Source organism: Pseudomonas parasichuanensis (assembly GCF_021601385.1).
GTDB lineage: Bacteria > Pseudomonadota > Gammaproteobacteria > Pseudomonadales > Pseudomonadaceae > Aquipseudomonas > Aquipseudomonas parasichuanensis.
Window position 1 is genome coordinate 21,926 of the sequence record NZ_BQHO01000013.1, and the last position, 18,502, is coordinate 40,427.

16 protein-coding genes are annotated in these 18,502 nt (G+C 64.8%); 8 read left to right on the forward strand and 8 right to left on the reverse strand.

Features of this window, described 5'->3' with window-relative positions; genetic code table 11:
- Positions 1-11 precede the first annotated feature (11 nt).
- The 5 genes from L6D77_RS12535 to L6D77_RS12555 all read right to left on the reverse strand — a co-directional run bounded on the left by L6D77_RS12535 (position 12) and on the right by L6D77_RS12555 (position 6,984).
- The gene (locus L6D77_RS12535; protein WP_110994272.1) at positions 12-1,259 is read right to left on the reverse strand and encodes an ABC transporter permease; all 1,248 of its coding nucleotides are present in this window, start codon (positions 1,257-1,259) and stop codon (positions 12-14) included.
- Between the two features lie 217 nt (positions 1,260-1,476).
- Complete coding sequence (locus tag L6D77_RS12540) at positions 1,477-2,511, reverse strand: ABC transporter substrate-binding protein (protein ID WP_232883829.1); 1,035 nt, start codon at positions 2,509-2,511, stop codon at positions 1,477-1,479.
- Between the two features lie 40 nt (positions 2,512-2,551).
- On the reverse strand, positions 2,552-3,664 hold the full coding sequence (locus L6D77_RS12545; RefSeq protein WP_110994274.1) for an ABC transporter ATP-binding protein: 1,113 nt from the start codon (positions 3,662-3,664) through the stop codon (positions 2,552-2,554).
- Positions 3,665-3,958: 294 nt separating this feature from the next.
- On the reverse strand, positions 3,959-4,591 hold the full coding sequence (locus tag L6D77_RS12550; protein WP_232883848.1) for a response regulator: 633 nt from the start codon (positions 4,589-4,591) through the stop codon (positions 3,959-3,961).
- The gene (locus L6D77_RS12555; protein WP_232883828.1) at positions 4,585-6,984 is read right to left on the reverse strand and encodes a PAS domain-containing sensor histidine kinase; all 2,400 of its coding nucleotides are present in this window, start codon (positions 6,982-6,984) and stop codon (positions 4,585-4,587) included. Before L6D77_RS12555 ends, L6D77_RS12550 begins: the two co-directional genes overlap by 7 nt.
- Positions 6,985-7,079: 95 nt before the next feature.
- Here L6D77_RS12555 and L6D77_RS12560 point away from each other — a divergent pair, with 95 nt between their 5' ends.
- Positions 7,080-8,081, forward strand: coding sequence for an alpha/beta hydrolase family protein (locus tag L6D77_RS12560; protein ID WP_232883827.1), 1,002 nt, complete (start codon positions 7,080-7,082; stop codon positions 8,079-8,081).
- Positions 8,082-8,114: 33 nt separating this feature from the next.
- On the opposite strand, the gene L6D77_RS12565 is transcribed toward L6D77_RS12560, so the two are convergent.
- From L6D77_RS12565 to L6D77_RS12575, 3 genes are read right to left on the reverse strand one after another with little or no spacing between them, the layout of a single operon-like run.
- Positions 8,115-8,879, reverse strand: coding sequence for a TerB family tellurite resistance protein (locus tag L6D77_RS12565; RefSeq protein WP_232883826.1), 765 nt, complete (start codon positions 8,877-8,879; stop codon positions 8,115-8,117).
- A gap of 1 nt (position 8,880) precedes the next feature.
- The gene (murU, locus tag L6D77_RS12570) at positions 8,881-9,552 is read right to left on the reverse strand and encodes an N-acetylmuramate alpha-1-phosphate uridylyltransferase MurU (RefSeq protein WP_232883825.1); all 672 of its coding nucleotides are present in this window, start codon (positions 9,550-9,552) and stop codon (positions 8,881-8,883) included.
- Positions 9,549-10,568: an aminoglycoside phosphotransferase family protein gene (locus L6D77_RS12575; RefSeq protein WP_232883824.1), complete on the reverse strand. Its 1,020-nt coding sequence runs from the start codon at positions 10,566-10,568 to the stop codon at positions 9,549-9,551. Before L6D77_RS12575 ends, murU begins: the two co-directional genes overlap by 4 nt.
- A gap of 131 nt (positions 10,569-10,699) precedes the next feature.
- Here L6D77_RS12575 and L6D77_RS12580 point away from each other — a divergent pair, with 131 nt between their 5' ends.
- From L6D77_RS12580 to glpE, 7 genes are all read left to right on the forward strand, one after another.
- Entirely contained in the window at positions 10,700-13,507 is a 2,808-nt protein-coding gene (locus L6D77_RS12580; protein WP_232883823.1) for an LPS-assembly protein LptD, read from the forward strand.
- A complete protein-coding gene (gene surA / locus L6D77_RS12585) occupies positions 13,488-14,807 on the forward strand; it encodes a peptidylprolyl isomerase SurA (RefSeq protein WP_232883822.1) in 1,320 nt (439 codons plus the stop codon). Before L6D77_RS12580 ends, surA begins: the two co-directional genes overlap by 20 nt.
- Complete coding sequence (gene pdxA, locus L6D77_RS12590) at positions 14,804-15,793, forward strand: 4-hydroxythreonine-4-phosphate dehydrogenase PdxA (RefSeq protein ID WP_232883821.1); 990 nt, start codon at positions 14,804-14,806, stop codon at positions 15,791-15,793. Before surA ends, pdxA begins: the two co-directional genes overlap by 4 nt.
- On the forward strand, positions 15,790-16,593 hold the full coding sequence (gene rsmA, locus L6D77_RS12595) for a 16S rRNA (adenine(1518)-N(6)/adenine(1519)-N(6))-dimethyltransferase RsmA (RefSeq protein ID WP_232883820.1): 804 nt from the start codon (positions 15,790-15,792) through the stop codon (positions 16,591-16,593). Before pdxA ends, rsmA begins: the two co-directional genes overlap by 4 nt.
- A gap of 162 nt (positions 16,594-16,755) precedes the next feature.
- Positions 16,756-17,136: a Co2+/Mg2+ efflux protein ApaG gene (apaG, locus tag L6D77_RS12600; protein WP_110994284.1), complete on the forward strand. Its 381-nt coding sequence runs from the start codon at positions 16,756-16,758 to the stop codon at positions 17,134-17,136.
- Positions 17,136-18,017, forward strand: a complete 882-nt coding sequence (locus tag L6D77_RS12605) for a symmetrical bis(5'-nucleosyl)-tetraphosphatase (RefSeq protein WP_232883819.1) — start codon at positions 17,136-17,138, stop codon at positions 18,015-18,017. The genes apaG and L6D77_RS12605 overlap by 1 nt, the downstream gene beginning before the upstream one ends.
- Positions 18,014-18,343 (forward strand): thiosulfate sulfurtransferase GlpE, encoded by a 330-nt coding sequence (gene glpE / locus L6D77_RS12610; RefSeq protein ID WP_232883818.1) that lies wholly within the window; start codon positions 18,014-18,016, stop codon positions 18,341-18,343. Before L6D77_RS12605 ends, glpE begins: the two co-directional genes overlap by 4 nt.
- The last annotated feature ends 159 nt before the right edge of the window (positions 18,344-18,502 follow it).

Sequence of the window (18,502 nt, forward strand, 5' to 3'; positions counted from 1 at the left end):
GACAAGGCTCCTCAGCTCAGGCGCAGGCGGCTGGCGCCGACCAGCCAGCTATAGATCAGGTACAGCACCACGGTGGCCAGCAGCAGCAACCCGCCCAGCGCGGTGGCCATGCCCCAGTTGATGCTGGTGTTGGTGTAGAAGGCGACGAAGTAGCTGACCATCTGGTCGTTCGGGCTGCCCAGCAGTGCCGGGGTGATGTAGTAGCCGATCGAGATGATGAACACCAGCAGGCAGCCGGCCCCCACGCCTGCATAGGTCTGCGGGAAGTACACCCGCCAGAAGCTGGCGAACGGGTGGCAGCCCAGCGAGATCGCCGCGCGCATGTAGCTGGGCGAAATGCCCTTCATCACGCTGTACAGCGGCAGGATCATGAACGGCAGCAGGATGTGCACCATCGAGATGTACACGCCGGTGCGGTTGAACACCAGTTCCAGCGGCTGGTCGATGATGCCCATGGCCATCAGCGCGCTGTTGATCAACCCGCCCGACTGCAGCAGCACGATCCACGCCGCCACCCGCACCAGGATCGAGGTCCAGAACGGCAGCAGCACCAGGATCATCAGCAGGTTGCTCTGCCGGGTGGGCAGGTTGGCCAGCAGGTAGGCCAGCGGATAGGCCAGTACCAGGCAGATGGCGGTGATCACCACGCCCATCCACAGGGTGCGGGCGAAGATGTCGAGGTAGATGGCCTGGTCCGGGGTGGCCTTGGCCAGCTCACCGAGGTCGTCGATACGGTGATCGAGCGCCGCCAGCAGGTAGAACGGCGTGACGCTGCTGGTGTTGCGGCGGATCGCCTGCCAGTAGGCCGGGTCGCCCCAGCGCTCGTCCAGCGTCTGCAAGGCGTCTTTATAGGAAGCAGGCTCCGCCTTGAACGGCAGCGCCCGCGCAGTCTTGGCCAACAGGCTGCGGTAGCCGGCCAGCTCCATGTTCAGGCGTTTGGACAGATCGCCCAGGGTCTGGTTCTTGCGGGATTCGGCCAGGTCCTGGCTCAGGGCCTTGTAGGCCTCCTCGCCGGGCAGGCTCTTGCCGTCCCACTGCGCCACGGCCTCGACGGTGCGCGGCAGGCCGGCGACTACTTCAGGGTTGCCGACACTCTTGTACAAAAGCGCCGCGATCGGTACCAGAAACACCAGCAGAAGGAACAGCGCCAGCGGCGCGATCAATGCCTGGGCCTTCCAGCGGTTGACCCGCTCGGCATGCTTGAGGCGCTGTTTGAGGCTTTTACCTGCGCCTTCGTTGAGGGGCACTGCAATGGCCATGGCGAACTCCGGGAAAACAGGGAAACGTTGAGGCCGCTTGAAAAGGACAGCGGTGATCTCGGGCTTGACGCGCTAACTGCAGGAGCGGCCTTGTGTCGCGATAGGGCTGCAAAGCAGCCCCAGCATTTTGTGCATCACGGCTGAGATCCTGGGGCCGCTTCGCGACCCATTCGCGGCACAAGGCCGCTCCTACAGGGATTTAGCGGCTGCGCGTCGTTTACTTCTTCGCCGCCCAGGCGTTGAAGCGTTGCTCCAGCTGCTCGCTGTTGTCGGCCCAGAAGGCCACGTCGATCTGCACCTGGTTGGCAATGTTCTCAGGCGTGGTCGGCATGTCTTTCTTCACTGCGTCCGACAGCAGGCTCACGGCTTTGCTGTTGGCCGGGCCGTAGGCGATGTTTTCGGAGTAGGTCTTCTGCTGCTCGGGCTGGACGCTGTAGGCGATGAATTTCTTCGCCTCTTCGGCATCCTTGGCACCTTTCGGGATGGCCCAGGCGTCGAAGTCGTAGATGCCGCCGTTCCACACCACCTTGAGGTTGCTCTCTTTCTGCACCGCTGCGATGCGGCCGTTGTAGGCCGAGCTCATGACCACGTCACCCGAGGCCAGGTACTGCGGCGGCTGGGCACCGGCTTCCCACCACTGGATGCTCGGCTTGAGCTCGTCGAGTTTCTTGAAGGCGCGGTCCTGGCCTTCCTTGGTGGCCAGCACCTTGTAGACTTCCTTCGGCGCGACACCGTCGGCCATCAGGGCGAATTCGAGGGTGTACTTGGCGCCCTTGCGCAGGCCGCGTTTGCCCGGGAATTTCTTGGTGTCCCAGAAATCGGCCCAGCTGGTAGGCGCGGTCTTGAGTTTGTCGGCGTTGTAGGCCATGACCGTGGACCAGACGAAGAAGCCCACGCCGCAGGGCTGGATGGCGCCCGGCACGTAATCAGCTTCATTGCCGAACAGCGCCGGGTCGAGTTCCTCGAACATGCCCTCGTCGCAACCGCGGGCCAGCTCTGGCGACTCCACCTCCACCAGGTTCCAGCTCACGCTCTTGGTGTCGACCATGGCCTTGATCTTGGCCATCTCGCCGTTGTACTCGCCGGCGACGATCTTGCCCTTGCCCGCCTTCTCCCATGGCTCGTAGAACGCCTTGGTCTGGGCGGCCTTGTTGGCGCCCCCGAAAGAAATCACGGTGAGGTCGGCCGCCATGGCTTGGCCTGCGGCGAACAACCCCAGGGCCAGGGCGGTCAGTTTCAACTGCTTGCGCATTATTATTCTCTCCACAGTACAGGGTTGGTGAAGCAATCCATCAGTGGGCTTGTGCAATCGGATCGAGCGCGCGGGCGTGCTCCACCTCCCAGCCCAGCGGTACCACATCGCCCACGGCCAGGGCCGGGTCGAGTTCGGCAATCGGCTGCTTCACGAAGAAGTCGGCCTTGCCGCAGACTTCCAGGCGCACCCGCACGTGGTCGCCCAGGTAGATGAACTCGGCCACCCGGCCAGAGAAGCGGTTGACGCAGCTTTCGCTGTGGCCGTTGAGGCGCACGCGCTCGGGGCGAATCGACAGGGTGACCGGCTCGCCGGCCTGGCCGACGTTGACCGCCAGCGCCTCGACCCGCTCGCCGCGGCCCAGTTGCACCTGGCAACGCTTGCCATCGCTGGCCAGCAGGGTGCCGTTGATACGGTTGTTCTCACCGATGAAGTTGGCGACGAAGGTGTTGCACGGTTCTTCGTAGAGGGTGCGCGGGTCGGCGATCTGCTGAATCTCGCCCTGGTGGAATACCGCCACCCGGTCGGACATGGTCAGCGCCTCGCCCTGGTCGTGGGTCACGTACACCACGGTCACGCCCAGGCGCTGATGGATGTGCTTGATTTCCATCTGCATGTGTTCGCGCAGTTGCTTGTCCAGGGCGCCGAGCGGTTCGTCCATCAGCACCAGCTGGGGTTCGAACACCAAGGCCCGGGCCAGCGCCACGCGCTGCTGCTGGCCGCCGGACAACTGCCCCGGGTAGCGCTTGGCGAAAGCATCGAGCTGGACCATGTTGAGCACGCGCTTGACCCGCTCGCTGACGTCGGTCTTGCTCAGGTTGCGCACGGTCAGCGGGAAGGCCAGGTTCTCGGCCACGGTCATGTGCGGGAACAGCGCGTAGTTCTGGAACACCATGCCGATGTCGCGCTTGTGCGGCGGCACGTTGTTGATCGAGCGCCCGGCCAGCTGGATCTCGCCGGCGGTAGGGGTTTCGAAGCCGGCCAGCATCATCAGGCTGGTGGTCTTGCCCGAACCGGAGGGGCCGAGCAGGGTCAGGAACTCACCCTTGCGAATGTCCAGGTTGAGGTCTTTGACGATCAGCGATTCGCCGTCGTAGCTCTTCTGCACACCACGGAAGCTGACCAGCGTCTCGTTCGAATTCGCCTCGCTCATGCCCTGCACCTTCTTGTTGGAATGACTGCGTAGGCAAAAGAGTAGAAGAGGCGCAAACGCCCGGAAATCGGGGGTGCTGAGAGAATGCCATCATCCGGATGGAAGACTTGCTGTAGGGATCGCCCTACAAGGATGGCGCATTCAGAACATACCAAGATCCCTGTGGGAGCGGGCTTGCCCGCGAAGAGGCCAGCCCAGGCACCGCTGATGGCAGGCCAGGCCCTTTCGCGGGCAAGCCCGCTCCCACAAGGTTCTACGGTGCCCTGAAGATTGCAGCTGTCGCAACCAGAACACTCACACCAGCTTGTGCTCCATGGCGTACTTCACCAGCTCGGCCAGCGAGTTGACCTTGAGTTTCTGCATCAGCCGCGCCTTGTGGGTGCTGATGGTCTTGCTCGACAGCGCCAGCTGCTGGGCGATGTCGTTGACGTTGGCCCCCTGGGCCAGGCGCTCGAACACCGAGAACTCCCGTTCCGACAGCAGCGTGTGCAGCGGCCGGGTCTCGGTCAGGCCCACCTCGAACACCATGCGGTCGGCCAGGGCCGGATCGATATAACGCCCTCCCCCGGCCACCCGGCGGATGGCCGTGAGCAGCAGCGCCGGATCGCTGTCCTTGGTGGCATAGCCGGCCGCCCCGGCCTTGAGCGCCCGCGCCGCCATCTGCGCCTCGTCGTGCATCGACAGCATCAGGATCGCCGGCGGGTTGTTCAGCGCGCGTATCCGCGGGATCGCCTCCAGCCCGTTCACCCCAGGCATTGAGATATCCAGCAGCACCACCTCGCACGGCGTATGGCGCAGGGTTTCGAGCAACTGCTCACCATTGCCCGCCTCGCCCGCCACCTGCATGTCCTTGGCCAGGCCGATCAACTGCTTGATGCCTTCCCGGACGATGGTGTGGTCTTCGGCCACCAGCACTCGAATCACGATTGTTTCTCCTGCTTCAAAGGAATCGCCACGCTCAGGCTGGTGCCCTCGCCCGGCTCGCTGTCCAGGCTCATGCTGCCACCGAGCATCAGCACCCGCTCACGCACCCCCACCAGGCCGAATGAAGCCGGCCGCGCCGCCTCCATGGCAAACCCCACGCCGTCGTCGATCACGGTCATGCGCAACTGCTCGGCCTCACGTACCAGCTCGATCTGCACCGTGTGCGCCTGGGCATGGCGCATGACGTTGGTCAGCGCCTCCTGCAGGATGCGGAACAGGCCGATGGCCTTGGCATCGCTCAAGGGTGGCAGATTGTCCGGTACCTGCACCAGACAGGGGATCTGTGTGCGCGCTTCGAAACGCCGCGCCTGCCACTCGATGGCCGAGGCGATGCCGGCATCGAGGATTGGCGGGCGCAGGGCCGTGGCCACGTCACGCACCAGCTGGAACAACTGGGCGATCAGGCGCTTCATGCTGGCCAGGCGCTCGTTGAGGGCGGGATCCAGCTCGGCGAACGCCAGCTCGCACATCGACACTTCAAGCTTGAGCACCGTGAGCATCTGCCCCAGTTCGTCGTGCACCTCGCGGGCAATCCGTGCCTTCTCTTCTTCACGCACGCTCTCCAGGTGCGCCGACAACTCGCGCAGTTGCTCCTGGGACCCGGCCAGCGCCAACTCGGCCTGCTTGCCCTGGGTGATGTCCCAGACCACGCCGTCCCACACCACCCGGCCATCAGCCAGGCGCCGGGTGGTGGCCTTGATGTCGGCCCAGCGCTGCTCGCCCTCACGGGTGAGGATACGGCCCTGCCACGACCAGTCCTGGTCAGTGGCCAGGGCCATGTCCTGGACCCGGTGATAATCGGCGCGGTCCTGCGGGTGCACCAGGTTGCGCAAGCCCATGTCAGGGTGCTGGATCGCCGCCGGGGTGTAGCCGACCAACGCTTCGCTGCCCTCACTGATATAGGGGAACTCCAACTCGCCTTCGGCGGCGTCGCGCTCCAGGCGAAACACCAGCCCCGGCACGTTGCCGGCAATACCCTTCAGCCGGGCTTCGCTTTCGCGCAGCGCGGCCAGTGCCCGGCGGCGCTCGGTGACATCGGTGAGGAACACCACCAGGTATTCGGCATCGCGAAAACGCAGGAACGACAACGACAGGTCGACCGGTAGCAGGCTGCCGTCGGCGCAGCGGCACTGGCTCTCGAACTGCAACTCGCCTTCACCGCCGCGAGCGCGCTTCCAAAGCGCCAGCCAGCGGTCCATGCCCAGGGTGGGCTCGATGTCGATCAACGGGCGCTCCAGCAAGGCGCCTTCGGCAAAACCGAGCATGCGCTCGGCGGCGTGGTTGGCGTAGCGCACATGGCTGTCCCAGTTGACCCAAAGAATCCCGACGGTGCTCTGGTCGATGGAGAACTGGCTCAGGCGCAGGGCCTGCTCGCGGGTCTGGCGCTCGGCCAGGCTCTCGCGTGCAGCCAGCAGCCCGCGCTCCAGCCCCCGCTGTTGGCGGCGTTGCCAGACCAGCGTGGCCAGGGCGCACAACAGCAACAGGCCGAACAGCAGGGCGAGGTTCTGCCAAAAGCCGGGCGACTCGGAGAACCGCGGGTATTTGGGTTGCAGCCAGCGTTGGTGGATCTGCTCGAGGTCCTTGGCCGGCAGGGCCTGCAACCCCCGCTCGAGGACGTCGGCCAGCAGCGGCCAGTCGCGCCGTGAGCCCACCCGCAGCAGTTGCGGCAAGCCGATGTCGCCGACCACGGCCAACTCGCCAAACTCACTCTCGCGGGACAGACGGCTGAGCTGTGCCTCGTCCAGCACGGCAAAGCCGGCCTGCCCACCCGTCACCAACTGCAGGGCCTCGCGCTCGTTGGGCACACCCTGCAGGTTGAGGTTGCCGTAGTTGCCGCGCAGGTAGTCGGCGAGCCTGGAAGGCATGCGCACCGCCACTCGGTCATTGGCGGTGAGTTTTTCCAGGTCCACCGCCACCGCACCGCTGCGCAGGCCCACCACCAATTGCGGCACGCGCATGTAGGGGTCGCTGAACAGCCAGGCGCGCAGGCTGGCCGGGGTCTGGGTCAGGCCTGGGGCGAAATCGATCTCACCGGCCTGCAATGCGTGCTCCAGGGCTGCCTCATCGGTGAAGCCGCGCCAGGTCAGGTCAAGCCTGAGGGCCTGGGCCAGTGCATTGACCAGCTCGACATTGGCCCCGTAGAACTGCTGTAAACGCCTGTCGAACTGGGCGTAGGGCGCTTGCAGCACCAGGCCGACCCGCAGGCTGCGATGCGCCTCCAACCAGTGTTGCTGGGTGGGCTCCAGCACTACCGAGGACGGCGCCTCCGGGCGCGCCAAAGCGATCAAGGGTAGACACAACCAGCCGATAACCCACAGGCAACGCACTCGCTTCATCGCTACGCTCGTCTTGGCAAGGACGGTCACCTGGCGTGGCCGTCGCGAACAAATACTATTAGGCTGCCGGTAACTTTATGGCCTTGGACCGATCCATGCTCACACTCTATCGCACGACGCTGGCCATGTTCTGCCTGGCTTCGCTGCTGCCCCTCGGCGCGCAAGCGGCCGATGCCGAAAAAACCGAAGCTGGCGCCGAGGCCGCACCTGCCCCCGTGGTGCGCCCGGCGCTGGCCGAGCGCAGCCAGGACGATGCCCTCGCCCTCGAGCGTCAGGTGCCCAAGGCCGAACAGCAGACCCTGCAGGCTAACGGTGAACACTTCCTGGCGCTGTGGAAGCCGGCCAATGACAGCGACCCGAAAGGTGCGGTGATCATCGTCCCCGGTGCCGGCGAAAGCGCCGACTGGCCGACCACCGTCGGGCCGTTGCGTCGCGGCTTCCCCGATGCCGGCTGGCACACCTTGAGCGTGAGCCTGCCGGACCTGCTGGCCGAACGCCCGCAGGCGCGCGCCGAAACCAAGGCTGCAGCCGAGCCGGCCCAGGGCACGGGAGAAACAGCCCCGACCAAGGATACGCCCGCGGACGCCAACGCCAACGTTGCCCAAGCCACGGCCGCCGAGGCGGACGCCGCCGAAAGCACCGATGCCGCCAAGGCCGACGAACAGGCCGACCAGGCCGACGCCGAGCGCATCTTCGCCCGCCTCGATGCCGCCGTGGCCTACGCACAACAGCAGCAGGCACGCAGCATCGTGCTGCTCGGCAACGGCAGCGGCGCCTACTGGGCGGCGCGCTATCTCAGCGAGAAGCAGCCGCCACAGGTACAGAAGCTGGTGATGGTCGCGGCCCAGACGCCCGCACGGGTCGAGCACGACCTGCAAAGCCTGACCCCGACCCTGAAAGTGCCGACCGCCGACATCTACTACGCCACCCGCCCCCAGGACCGCCTGGCCGCCGAGCAGCGCCTGCAGGCCAGCAAGCGGCAGAAGGACAGCGCGTACCGCCAGCTTTCGCTGATGGCCATGCCGGGCAACAAGGCGGCGGAGCAGGAGCAGTTGCTGCGCCGGGTTCGCGGCTGGCTGACACCGCAGGAACAGTGACGGTCATCGCGCGGCAAGCCCGCGATAACCTGGTTACAGCCCACGCCGCTTGCGGATCAGGGCATAGGCCTGGTGCAGCTCGCGCGTGTGCTCGGTCGCCTCGCGCACCTTGGCTTCGCTGGCACCACTGCCCACCAGCTTGTCCGGATGGTGCCGGCTGAGCAGTCGTCGATAGGCCTGCTTGACCTCGCTGGCCTCGGTGTCCGGCTGCACGCCAAGAAGCCGCAGGGCTGCGGCATAGGTCATCACACCGCCTTCGACGGACGACCGGCGTGGCTCGTACTCCTTGGCCAGGGCCTGTACCTGCTGACGACTGAGGCCTAACTGCTCGCCCCACCGCAGCAGCAGGTCGTGCTCATGCCGTCCGGCCTTGCCATCCGCCCAGACCATTCGCCAGCAGGCGCGCAAGGTCCCCTCGGCAGCATGTGGCTGCAGCTTGATCCGGCGCAGGTAATGGCCTAACCGACCTTTGCCCGACTTGCCTCGATTGAACGCTGCGATCGCCCGCAGCCGCGCGGGCTCGGCCAGGTCCAGGCGGGTCATTTCCTGGCGCGCCTGCTGGATATGCCCCTCGGCGACTCGGCCATCGCTCTTGGCCAGGCGGCCCAGCAGCACGAACAGCAATTCTTCATCGCGCAGCGCCGGGCGCCCGCCCAGGCGCTCGCGCATATCGTCCCATCCCTGCAGACGCAGGCGCCGATCCATGGCCTGGCCCAGCAGCGCCCCGAGCAAAGCCCCGGGGATGCTGGCCATGGCGAAACCGGCCCCGGCACCAATCACTGTGCTTGGCCACCACATGTCAGGCGCGCTCGCCGATCAGGCGTTCGACATAGGCCAGGCGCTCGAGGGTGCCGACATCGACCCAGTGCCCCTGGTAACGCTCGCCGCTCACCTGGCCCGCAGCCATGGCCTCGCGCAGCAGCGGTGCGAGCTTGAAGGCGCCAGGCTTGCAACCGTCGAACAACGCTGGGGCGAGCACCGAAATGCCACTGAAGGTCAGCGCCCCGGGCGCGTCATCGCCATCAGCCACTCGCCCACCGTGCAGGCGGAAATCGCCACGCCCGTTGTGCCCGGGGTTGTCCACCAGCACCAGGTGCGCGAGCCCCTGCAACGGCACCTGCAAGGCGCTGAAGTCGTAGTCGGTCCAGATATCGCCGTTGACCAGCACGAACGGAGCATCCCCCAGCAATGGCAGGGCCTTGAAGATGCCGCCGCCGGTCTCCAGCGGTTCGCCTTCCGGCGAATAGCGGATGCTCAGGCCGAAGCGGCTGCCATCGCCCAGGTGATCCTCGATCTGCTGGCCGAGCCAGGCATGGTTGATGACCACCTCGGTGAAGCCAGCGCGGGCCAGCGCCTCCAGGTGGTACTCGATCAATGGCTTGCCGGCGGCCGGCACCAGCGGCTTGGGAGTGTGCAGGGTCAGTGGGCGCATGCGCTCGCCCTTGCCCGCCGCGAGGATCATTGCCTTCATGAATGGGCCCCGGCCTTAAGTTCGCTGATCAGCGCGCCCAGCTCGGCCAACTCCGGACGACGACCAATCACTTCATCTATATAGGCGAAGAAACGCGGTACGTCAGTGAGGTAGCGTGGTTTGCCATCACGGTGGCAGATGCGGGCGAAGATGCCGATCACCTTGAGGTGGCGCTGCACGCCCATCAGGTCGCTGGCACGGTGGAAGTCGTCGAACGCGGGCTGTACTGGAATGCCGGCGGCCTGGGCCTTTTGCCAGTAATCGCTCAACCACCCCTCGACGCGGGCCTGGGGCCAACTGAGGAAAGCGTCCTTGAACAGGCAGGTGATGTCGTAGGTGACCGGGCCGTAGACCGCGTCCTGGAAGTCCAACACGCCAGGGTTCGGCGTGCTTTGCATCAGGTTGCGCGGCATGTAGTCGCGGTGCACCAGCACTTTCGGTTGCGCGAGGGCGCTGTCGATCAACAGTTGGCTGACCCGCTGCCAGCTGGCCTGCTGGGCCTCGGTCAGCTTCACGCCCAGCTCGCGGCCAACGTACCACTCTGGGAACAACTCGACTTCACGGCGCAGCAGCGCATCGTCGTAGCTGGGCAACGGCGCATTCATCGGCAGGCGCTGGAACGCCAGCAGTGCGTCAATGGCGTCCTTGAACAGGGCGTCGGCGTTGTCGGCATCGATGACGTCCAGGTAGGTTTGCCGGCCCATATCGCCCAGCAGCAGGAAGCCGCGCTCAAGGTCCTGGGCATGGATCTGCGGCACGTGCACGCCAGCACTGGCCAGCAAATGATCGATGGCCACGAACGGGCGGCAGTTTTCCTGGGGCGGTGGCGCATCCATGACCACAAAGCTGTGGCCGGCGCCCTCCCAGCGGAAGTAGCGGCGGAAACTTGCATCGCTGCTGGCGGCGGTCAGGCTGCCGGCGGGCACGTCACCCCAGCCGTTGCTGCGAAATAGAATCTCGAGCTGCTCGGCGAGCCAGGCAGTCAGTTGTTGCAGACGTACATCGTGGTCGGGCATTACAAGGGTCTCCGACGGCGCTAGCCGTCAAGCGGGTCATGCTTTATTATCCAGCATCTTTTTCAGACCATCGAGAGGCGTGCGGCCCCCACACGCGGGCAGATGGCACGCAGGAAGCCCGGACTAATAAGATGGCATTGAAATCCCCCGCGTTTCGTAGAAAGTTTCCATTGCTGGTCACTGGCGGTCTGCTGGCCCTGCAACCTATGGCCATGCCGCATGCAGTAGCAGCCGAGCAGTTCGACTGCCAAGTGTCCGCCGCTGGTGGCTGGGACTGCAAGCCCAAGGCTGCCAGTAACCTGCCGCCACGTCCGGTTCATGCCGGTGCCGCTGCCGCCAGTTCCGGTGATCAAACACCGGAGCAAGCGGCCGAAGCGCAGGCCGACAAGCCGATGCTGGTTACCGAGAGCAAGGGCCGCGCCCTGAAGTCGCGCAGCGAAGACTACAGCCACCTCGACTGGGTACCCCGCGAGAAGCTCACGGCCGCGCAATTGGCCGAGACCGGCCCGTACTGCGGTGGCGCCTACATCGAGCCGATCCGTCCTGGCATGGATGACAACACGCCCAAGGACGAATCCCCGACCTACATCAACGCCAAGGTCTCCAAGTACCAGCAGGAGCAGCAGATCGCCACCCTCGCCGGTGACGTGGTCATGCGCCAGGGCAGCATGCAGGCCGAAGCGGACGAAGCCAACCTGTACCAGGCCGAGAACCGTGGTGAGCTCAAGGGCAACGTCAAGATCCGTGACAACGGCTCGCTGGTAGTCGGCGACGAGGCACAGATTCAGCTCGACACCGGCGAGGCCCGGGTCGACAACGCCGAATACGTGATGCACAAATCGCACATCCGCGGTAATGCGCTGTACGCCAAGCGCGCGGAAAACGCGATCATCCGCCTCAAGGACGGTACCTATACCACCTGTGAGCCGGGCAGCAACGCATGGCAGCTCAAGGGCAACAACATCACCCTCAACCCGGCCACCGGCTTTGGTACTGCTACCAACGTCACGCTGCGGGTCAAGGATTTCCCGGTCTTCTACACGCCGTACATCTACTTCCCGATCGATGATCGCCGGCAGTCCGGCTTCCTGCCGCCATCGTTCAGCAGCAGCAGCGATACCGGCTTCATGCTGGTTACCCCGTACTACTTCAACCTGGCACCGAACTACGATGCCACGTTGTACCCGCGCTACATGGCCAAGCGCGGCATGTTGATGGAAGGCGAGTTCCGCTACCTGACCAAATCCAGTGAAGGCCAGTTCGGCGGCGCCTACCTGAGCGACCAGGACGACGATCGCAAGCTGCAGACGGACTACAAGAAAGAACGCTGGATGGTCAACTGGCAGCACAAGGGCGGGCTGGATGAGCGCCTGCTGGCAGAGGTCGACTACACCGACATCAGCGATCCGTTCTACTTCCAGGACCTGGAGTCGGACCAGATCGGTGTCGAGAGCCGGGACGTGGTCAATCAGCAAGGTGCGCTCACCTACCGCGGGGACAGCTACACCGCGCGCCTGAACGTGCACGCTTACGAAATGGCGACCATTTCGCAGATCACGCCGTATGACAAGCTGCCGCAGATCACCTTCAACGGCACACTGCCCTACAACCCTAACGGGCTGCGCTTCGACTACGAGACCGAAGCGGTTCGGTTTGATCGCGATCTGAAGAACGACTTCGTCACGACCAAAGACGGCCTGCCTGACACGACCGCCGGCGGCCCTGGCCGACGCCTGGACGAAAACGTCAGCGGCATCGCCCGCGCCAACGGCACACGCCTGCACGCCGCGCCGTCCATGAGCCTGCCGATGGAAGCCAGCTATGGCTACATCACGCCAAAAATCAAGTATGCCTACAGCCACTACGACCTCGATCTGGACAGCCAGGGCAAAGCCCAGGCGGCAGCCCAATCGACGCGTCCAGGCTTCGGCAGCTACAGCAGCACTCTTAACCGCGACATCCCGATCTTCAGCGTCGACAGTGGCCTGTATTTCGACCGCAACACCCAGCTGTTCGGCACCAACTACCGCCAGACCCTCGAGCCACGGCTGTTCTACCTCTACGTCCCGTACAAGGACCAGAAGGACATCCCGATCTTCGACTCCGGCGAGACGCTGTTCAACTACAGCTCGTTGTTCCGCGACAACCGCTTCAGCAGCGTCGACCGTATCGGCGACGAGAACAAGCTGTCGCTGGGCGTGACCAACCGCTGGATCGAAGACAACGGTTTCCAGCGTCAGCGCTTCAGCATCGGCCAGGCTTACTACTTCAAGGATCGCAAGGTCCAGCTGCCGGGCATCGACTACCGCACCCGCAAGGACAGCCAGTCGGACGTTTCGCCATACGCGTTGGAATACGAATACGCCTTCAACCGCGACTGGCGCTTCAATTCGGACTTCAACTGGGACCCGGACAGCCGCAGCACCCGCTCGGGCAGCGCGATGTTCCACTACCAACCTGAGGGCGAGCCGAACAAGATCGTCAACCTCGGTTACCGCTATCGCAACGACTTGGTCACCTACGACTCGCTGACCGGTACCTGGAAAGTGGGCGGCGGTGACTACGGCACCCCGGGCGACCCGAACTACATCAAGGACTACTACAAGATCCAGCAGCACGACTTCTCGGTCATCTGGCCGATCGTGCCGCAATGGAGCGTGATTGCTCGCTGGCAGCATGACTACAACCGCAACCGCACCCTCGAGGCGATGGGCGGTTTCGAGTACGACAACTGCTGCTGGAAGCTGCGCCTGATCAACCGTTACTGGATGGACTACGACGACTTCAGCCAGGCTACCCCGAGCAACGAGAAGGGCGACCATGGCATCTTCCTGCAAGTCGTGCTCAAGGGCCTCGGCGGTGTAGTGGGCAACAAGGTTGAGTCGTTCCTGGACAAAGGCATTCAAGGTTATCGTGAACGTGAAGACCAAGCTTATTGATCGTCTGCGCCCGCTGATGCTGGGCGCCGTTTTACTCAGTGGCGCGGCCCATGCCGCAATGCAGCCCGTGGACCGCGTGGTGGCCATCGTCGACAACGACGTGGTCATGAAAAGCCAGCTGGACCAGCGGGTACACGAAGTCCAGCAGACCATCGCCAAGCGCGGCGGCGGCAAGCCACCAGCCGGTGCACTGGAGCAGCAGGTCCTGGAGCGCCTGATCGTCGAGAACCTGCAACTGCAGATCGGCGAGCGCTCGGGCATCCGCATCACTGACGAAGAGCTGAACCAGGCCGTGGCCACCATTGCCCAGCGCAATGGCATGTCGCCCGAGCAGTTCCGTGCCGCCCTGGCCCATGATGGCCTGTCGTTCGACGACGCCCGCGAGCAGATCAAGCGCGAGATGATCATCAGCCGCGTGCGCCAGCGTCGTGTCGCCGAGCGTATCCAGGTGTCCGAGCAGGAAGTGAAGAACTTCCTGAACTCCGACCTCGGCAAGATGCAGATGTCGGAAGAGTACCGCCTGGCCAACATCCTCATCCCGACCCCGGAAAGCGCCAGTTCGGACGCCATCCAGGCCGCCGCGCGCCAGGCCGGCGATGTCTACCAGCAGCTCAAGCAGGGCGCGGACTTCGGCCAGCTGGCCATCGCCCGCTCGGCCAGCGAGAACGCCCTGGAAGGCGGCGAGATGGGCTGGCGCAAAGCTGGCCAGTTGCCGCCTGATTTCGCCAAGATGCTCAGCAGCATGCCGGTCGGCGATATCACCCAGCCGATCCGCATCCCCAACGGCTTCATCATCCTCAAGTTGGAAGAGAAGCGCGGTGGCAGCGAGAGCGTGCTGCGTGACGAAGTGCATGTGCGCCACATCCTGATCAAGCCAAGCGAGATCCGTAGCGAAGCCGCCACCAAGGAGCTCGCAGAGAAGCTTTACGACCGCATCACCAGCGGTGAAGACTTCGCCACCCTGGCCAAGAGCTTCTCGGAAGACCCGGGTTCGGCGCTCAACGGTGGCGACCTCAACTGGGTCGACCCGGACAGCCTGGTCCCTGAGTTCCGCGAGCAGATGGCCGACGCCAAGCAGGGTGTGGTGACCAAGCCGTTCCGCACTCAGTACGGCTGGCATGTGCTGGAAGTGCTGGGCCGTCGCGCCACCGACAGCACCGAAAAAGCCCGCGAGCAGCAGGCCATGAGCGTCCTGCGCAACCGCAAGTACGACGAAGAGCTGCAGACCTGGCTGCGTCAGATCCGCGACGAAGCCTACGTTGAAGTCAAGCTGCCTGGCGCTGACCAGGCTACCCAGTGAAGCCCCTGCGCTTCGCCGTTACACCCGGCGAACCAGCCGGCATAGGCCCCGACCTGTGCCTGCTGCTGGCCGCCGAGGCCCAGCCCCATCCCCTGATCGCCATCACCAGCCGTGACCTGCTCGCCGAGCGGGCCACGCAGCTGGGGCTGGCCGTCAGTCTGCTGAGCGTCACCCCGGACAGCCTGCCCGAGCACCCTGCCCCGGCGGGAAGCCTCTACGTCTGGGACACGCCCCTGGCCGCCCCGGTAGTCGCAGGGCAGCTGGACCAGGCCAACGCCGCTTTCGTCCTGCAAACCCTGACCCGCGCCGGGCAAGGCTGCCTTGACGGGCATTTTGCCGGGATGATCACCGCGCCAGTACACAAGGGGGTGATCAACCAGAGCGGTATCCCCTTCTCCGGGCATACCGAGTTCCTCGCCGAACTCACCCAAACCGCACAGGTGGTCATGATGCTGGCCACCCACGGCCTGCGCGTGGCCCTGGTGACCACGCACCTGCCGCTGCGCGACATTGCCGACGCCATTACTACCGAGCGCCTGGAGCGCGTGACCCGCATCCTGCATGCGGACATGCGTGACAAGTTCGGCATCGGCAAACCACGCATCCTGGTCTGCGGGCTCAACCCGCATGCCGGCGAAGGCGGCCACCTTGGCCGCGAAGAAATCGACATCATCGAGCCCGTACTGGAGCGCCTGCGCACCGAAGGCATGGACCTGCGCGGCCCCTTACCGGCCGATACCCTGTTTACCCCCAAATATCTGGAGCACTGCGACGCAGTGCTGGCGATGTACCACGACCAAGGCCTGCCCGTACTCAAGTACAAGGGCTTCGGCGCCGCGGTCAACGTGACGCTGGGCCTGCCGATCATCCGCACGTCGGTCGACCACGGCACCGCCCTGGACCTGGCCGGTACCGGCAAGATCGACACCGGCAGCCTGCGCGTCGCCCTGCAAACCGCCTACCAGATGGCCGAGAACCGACCATGACCGAGCATTACCAACACCGGGCGCGCAAGCGCTTCGGCCAGAACTTCCTGCATGACGCCGGAATCATCGACCGCATCCTGCGGGCGATCCACGCCAAGGCCGGCGAACACCTGCTGGAAATCGGCCCCGGCCAGGGCGCCCTCACCGAAGGCCTGCTCAACAGCGGCGCACAACTGGATGTGGTGGAGCTGGACAAGGACCTGGTGCCGATCCTGCAACACAAGTTCGCCGGGCGTGACAATTTCCGCCTGCACCAGGGCGACGCCCTGAAGTTCGATTTCAATCAGCTGGGCGCGCCGCAACGCAGCCTGAAAGTGGTGGGCAACCTGCCCTACAACATTTCCACGCCACTGATCTTCCACCTGCTGGCACACGCCAACCTGATCCGCGACATGCACTTCATGCTGCAGAAGGAAGTGGTCGAGCGCATGGCCGCAGGGCCTGGCGGTGGCGACTGGGGCCGGTTGTCGATCATGGTGCAATACCACTGCCGCGTGGAACACCTGTTCAACGTCGGCCCTGGCGCCTTCAACCCGCCGCCGAAGGTCGACTCGGCCATCGTGCGCCTGGTCCCCCATGAAGTGCTACCGCACCCGGCCAAGGATCCACAACTGCTGGAACGCGTAGTACGCGAAGCCTTCAACCAGCGCCGCAAGACCCTGCGCAACACGCTCAAGGGCCTGCTCGGCAGCCAGGCCATCGAAGCTGCCGGCGTCGATGGCAGCCTGCGCCCCGAGCAACTGGACCTGGCAGCGTTCGTGCGCCTGGCCGACAAGCTGGCTGAACAGCACAGCGCGTAACGCCCAGCGCTGGCAAGCCGGCTCCCACAGGGCACGCCCCTCACTGTGGGAGCCGGCTTGCCGGCGATAGGTTGGCACAGCCACGCATCCCCTGCGCGCTAGCCCTCCCCCCCGCCAATGGCCTAGACTGCATTATTGCGTCAGTTCGCCCAAGGCCCTTGCATGTCCGACCCCCGCTACCAGATCGACGTCAGCGTCGTGACCCGCTACCTCAAAGAACAATCCGACCCCGAAAACAGTCGCTTCGCCTTCGCCTACACCATCACCGTGCAGAACAACGGCACGGTCAAGGCCAAGCTGATGTCACGTCACTGGCTGATCACCAATGGCGATGGCGAAGTGGAGGAAGTGCGCGGCGCCGGCGTGATCGGCCAGCAACCGCTGATCGACCCGGGCCAGAGCCACACCTACAGCAGCGGTGCGGTCATCAGCACCCGCGTCGGCACCATGCAGGGCAGCTACCAGATGTTCGCCGAAGACGGCAAACGCTTCGATGCCGAGATCGCGCCGTTCCGCCTGGCCGTCCCAGGAGCCCTGCACTGATGGCCACTTACGCGGTCGGTGACCTGCAAGGCTGCCTGCAGCCGCTCAAGTGCCTGCTCGAACGCGTACGCTTCGACCCCGCCGTCGATCGCCTATGGCTGGTGGGCGACCTGGTCAACCGCGGCCCCGAATCACTCGAAACCCTGCGCTACCTGTACGCCATTCGCCATGCGCTGGTGTGCGTGCTGGGCAACCACGACCTGCACCTGCTGGCGGCCTGGCATAACGTCGAACGCCTGAAGAAGAGCGACACCCTGCGCGAGATCATCGAAGCGCCGGACGCCGACCAACTGTTCGACTGGCTGCGCCAGCAGAAGCTGCTGCACTATGACGAGCCCCGTGGCATCGCCATGGTTCATGCCGGCATCCCGCCGCAGTGGACCTTGGGCAGAGCGCTGGAGCTGGCTGCCGAGGTCGAGGAAGTGCTGCGCGACGACAACCGCCTGAAGCTCTACCTGGACGGTATGTACGGCAACGAGCCGAACAAGTGGAGCAAGGACCTCGCCGGCGTCGAACGCCTGCGGGTGATCACCAACTACTTCACCCGCATGCGCTTCTGCACCGCCGCCGGCAAGCTCGACCTCAAGAGCAAGGAAGGCCTGGACAGCGCACCGAAAGGCTACAAGCCCTGGTTCGAACATTCCGACCGGCGCGCTCGCCACGTGAAGATCATTTTCGGCCACTGGGCCGCCCTTGAAGGCCGCGTCAATGTACCGGGCGTCATCGCCCTGGACACTGGTTGCGTCTGGGGTGGCGCCATGACCCTGTACAACGTCGACAGCGGCGAGTACCACCGCTGCGACTGCACACGCGAGGGCACCCCTCGCCCGCCGGCCCCCCTGGCCGCCCCAACGATCAGACCTGAAGGAACCGCCCCATGAGCGAATTCAAGCGCATCCCCCCCGAGCAAGCCCTCGCCCTGCGCGCAGAAGGCGCGGTCGTGGTCGACATTCGCGACCCGCAAGCCTTTGCCGCCGGCCACATCACCGGCGCCACTCATCTGGATAACCACTCGGTCGCCGACTTCATCCGCAACGCCGACCTCGACGCACCTACACTGGTGGTCTGCTACCACGGCAACTCCAGCCAGAGCGCCGCCGCCTATCTGGTGGGCCAAGGCTTCTCCAACGTCTACAGTGTCGACGGAGGCTTCGAGCTGTGGCGCGCCACCTACCCGGGCGAAACCGCCCAGGGCAGCGCTGAATAATTTTTTCATTTTTCCTGCAGCCCGCGTTCCGTGCGGGCTCGCGGCCGACCTGACGAACGGTCGTCGGCGTCTTCTTCGCCCCCCGCCCTTGACCTCTCGTATAACCAACTATCCTTAAGCCCAGGCCATCCAAATAAAGGGGAGAGCCGGTACACCGGC

What these genes read in the sequence shown, in the direction of transcription:
- murU (WP_232883825.1), bottom strand. Translation starts at nt 9,552, where the DNA reads ATGAAGGCAATGATCCTCGCGGCGGGCAAGGGCGAGCGCATGCGCCCA.
- glpE (WP_232883818.1), top strand. Translation starts at nt 18,014, where the DNA reads ATGAGCGAATTCAAGCGCATCCCCCCCGAGCAAGCCCTCGCCCTGCGC.
- L6D77_RS12575 (WP_232883824.1), bottom strand. Translation starts at nt 10,568, where the DNA reads ATGCCCGACCACGATGTACGTCTGCAACAACTGACTGCCTGGCTCGCC.
- apaG (WP_110994284.1), top strand. Translation starts at nt 16,756, where the DNA reads ATGTCCGACCCCCGCTACCAGATCGACGTCAGCGTCGTGACCCGCTAC.
- L6D77_RS12565 (WP_232883826.1), bottom strand. Translation starts at nt 8,879, where the DNA reads ATGTGGTGGCCAAGCACAGTGATTGGTGCCGGGGCCGGTTTCGCCATG.
- L6D77_RS12545 (WP_110994274.1), bottom strand. Translation starts at nt 3,664, where the DNA reads ATGAGCGAGGCGAATTCGAACGAGACGCTGGTCAGCTTCCGTGGTGTG.
- L6D77_RS12580 (WP_232883823.1), top strand. Translation starts at nt 10,700, where the DNA reads ATGGCATTGAAATCCCCCGCGTTTCGTAGAAAGTTTCCATTGCTGGTC.
- rsmA (WP_232883820.1), top strand. Translation starts at nt 15,790, where the DNA reads ATGACCGAGCATTACCAACACCGGGCGCGCAAGCGCTTCGGCCAGAAC.
- L6D77_RS12535 (WP_110994272.1), bottom strand. Translation starts at nt 1,259, where the DNA reads ATGGCCATTGCAGTGCCCCTCAACGAAGGCGCAGGTAAAAGCCTCAAA.
- L6D77_RS12605 (WP_232883819.1), top strand. Translation starts at nt 17,136, where the DNA reads ATGGCCACTTACGCGGTCGGTGACCTGCAAGGCTGCCTGCAGCCGCTC.
- L6D77_RS12560 (WP_232883827.1), top strand. Translation starts at nt 7,080, where the DNA reads ATGCTCACACTCTATCGCACGACGCTGGCCATGTTCTGCCTGGCTTCG.
- L6D77_RS12540 (WP_232883829.1), bottom strand. Translation starts at nt 2,511, where the DNA reads ATGCGCAAGCAGTTGAAACTGACCGCCCTGGCCCTGGGGTTGTTCGCC.
- L6D77_RS12555 (WP_232883828.1), bottom strand. Translation starts at nt 6,984, where the DNA reads ATGAAGCGAGTGCGTTGCCTGTGGGTTATCGGCTGGTTGTGTCTACCC.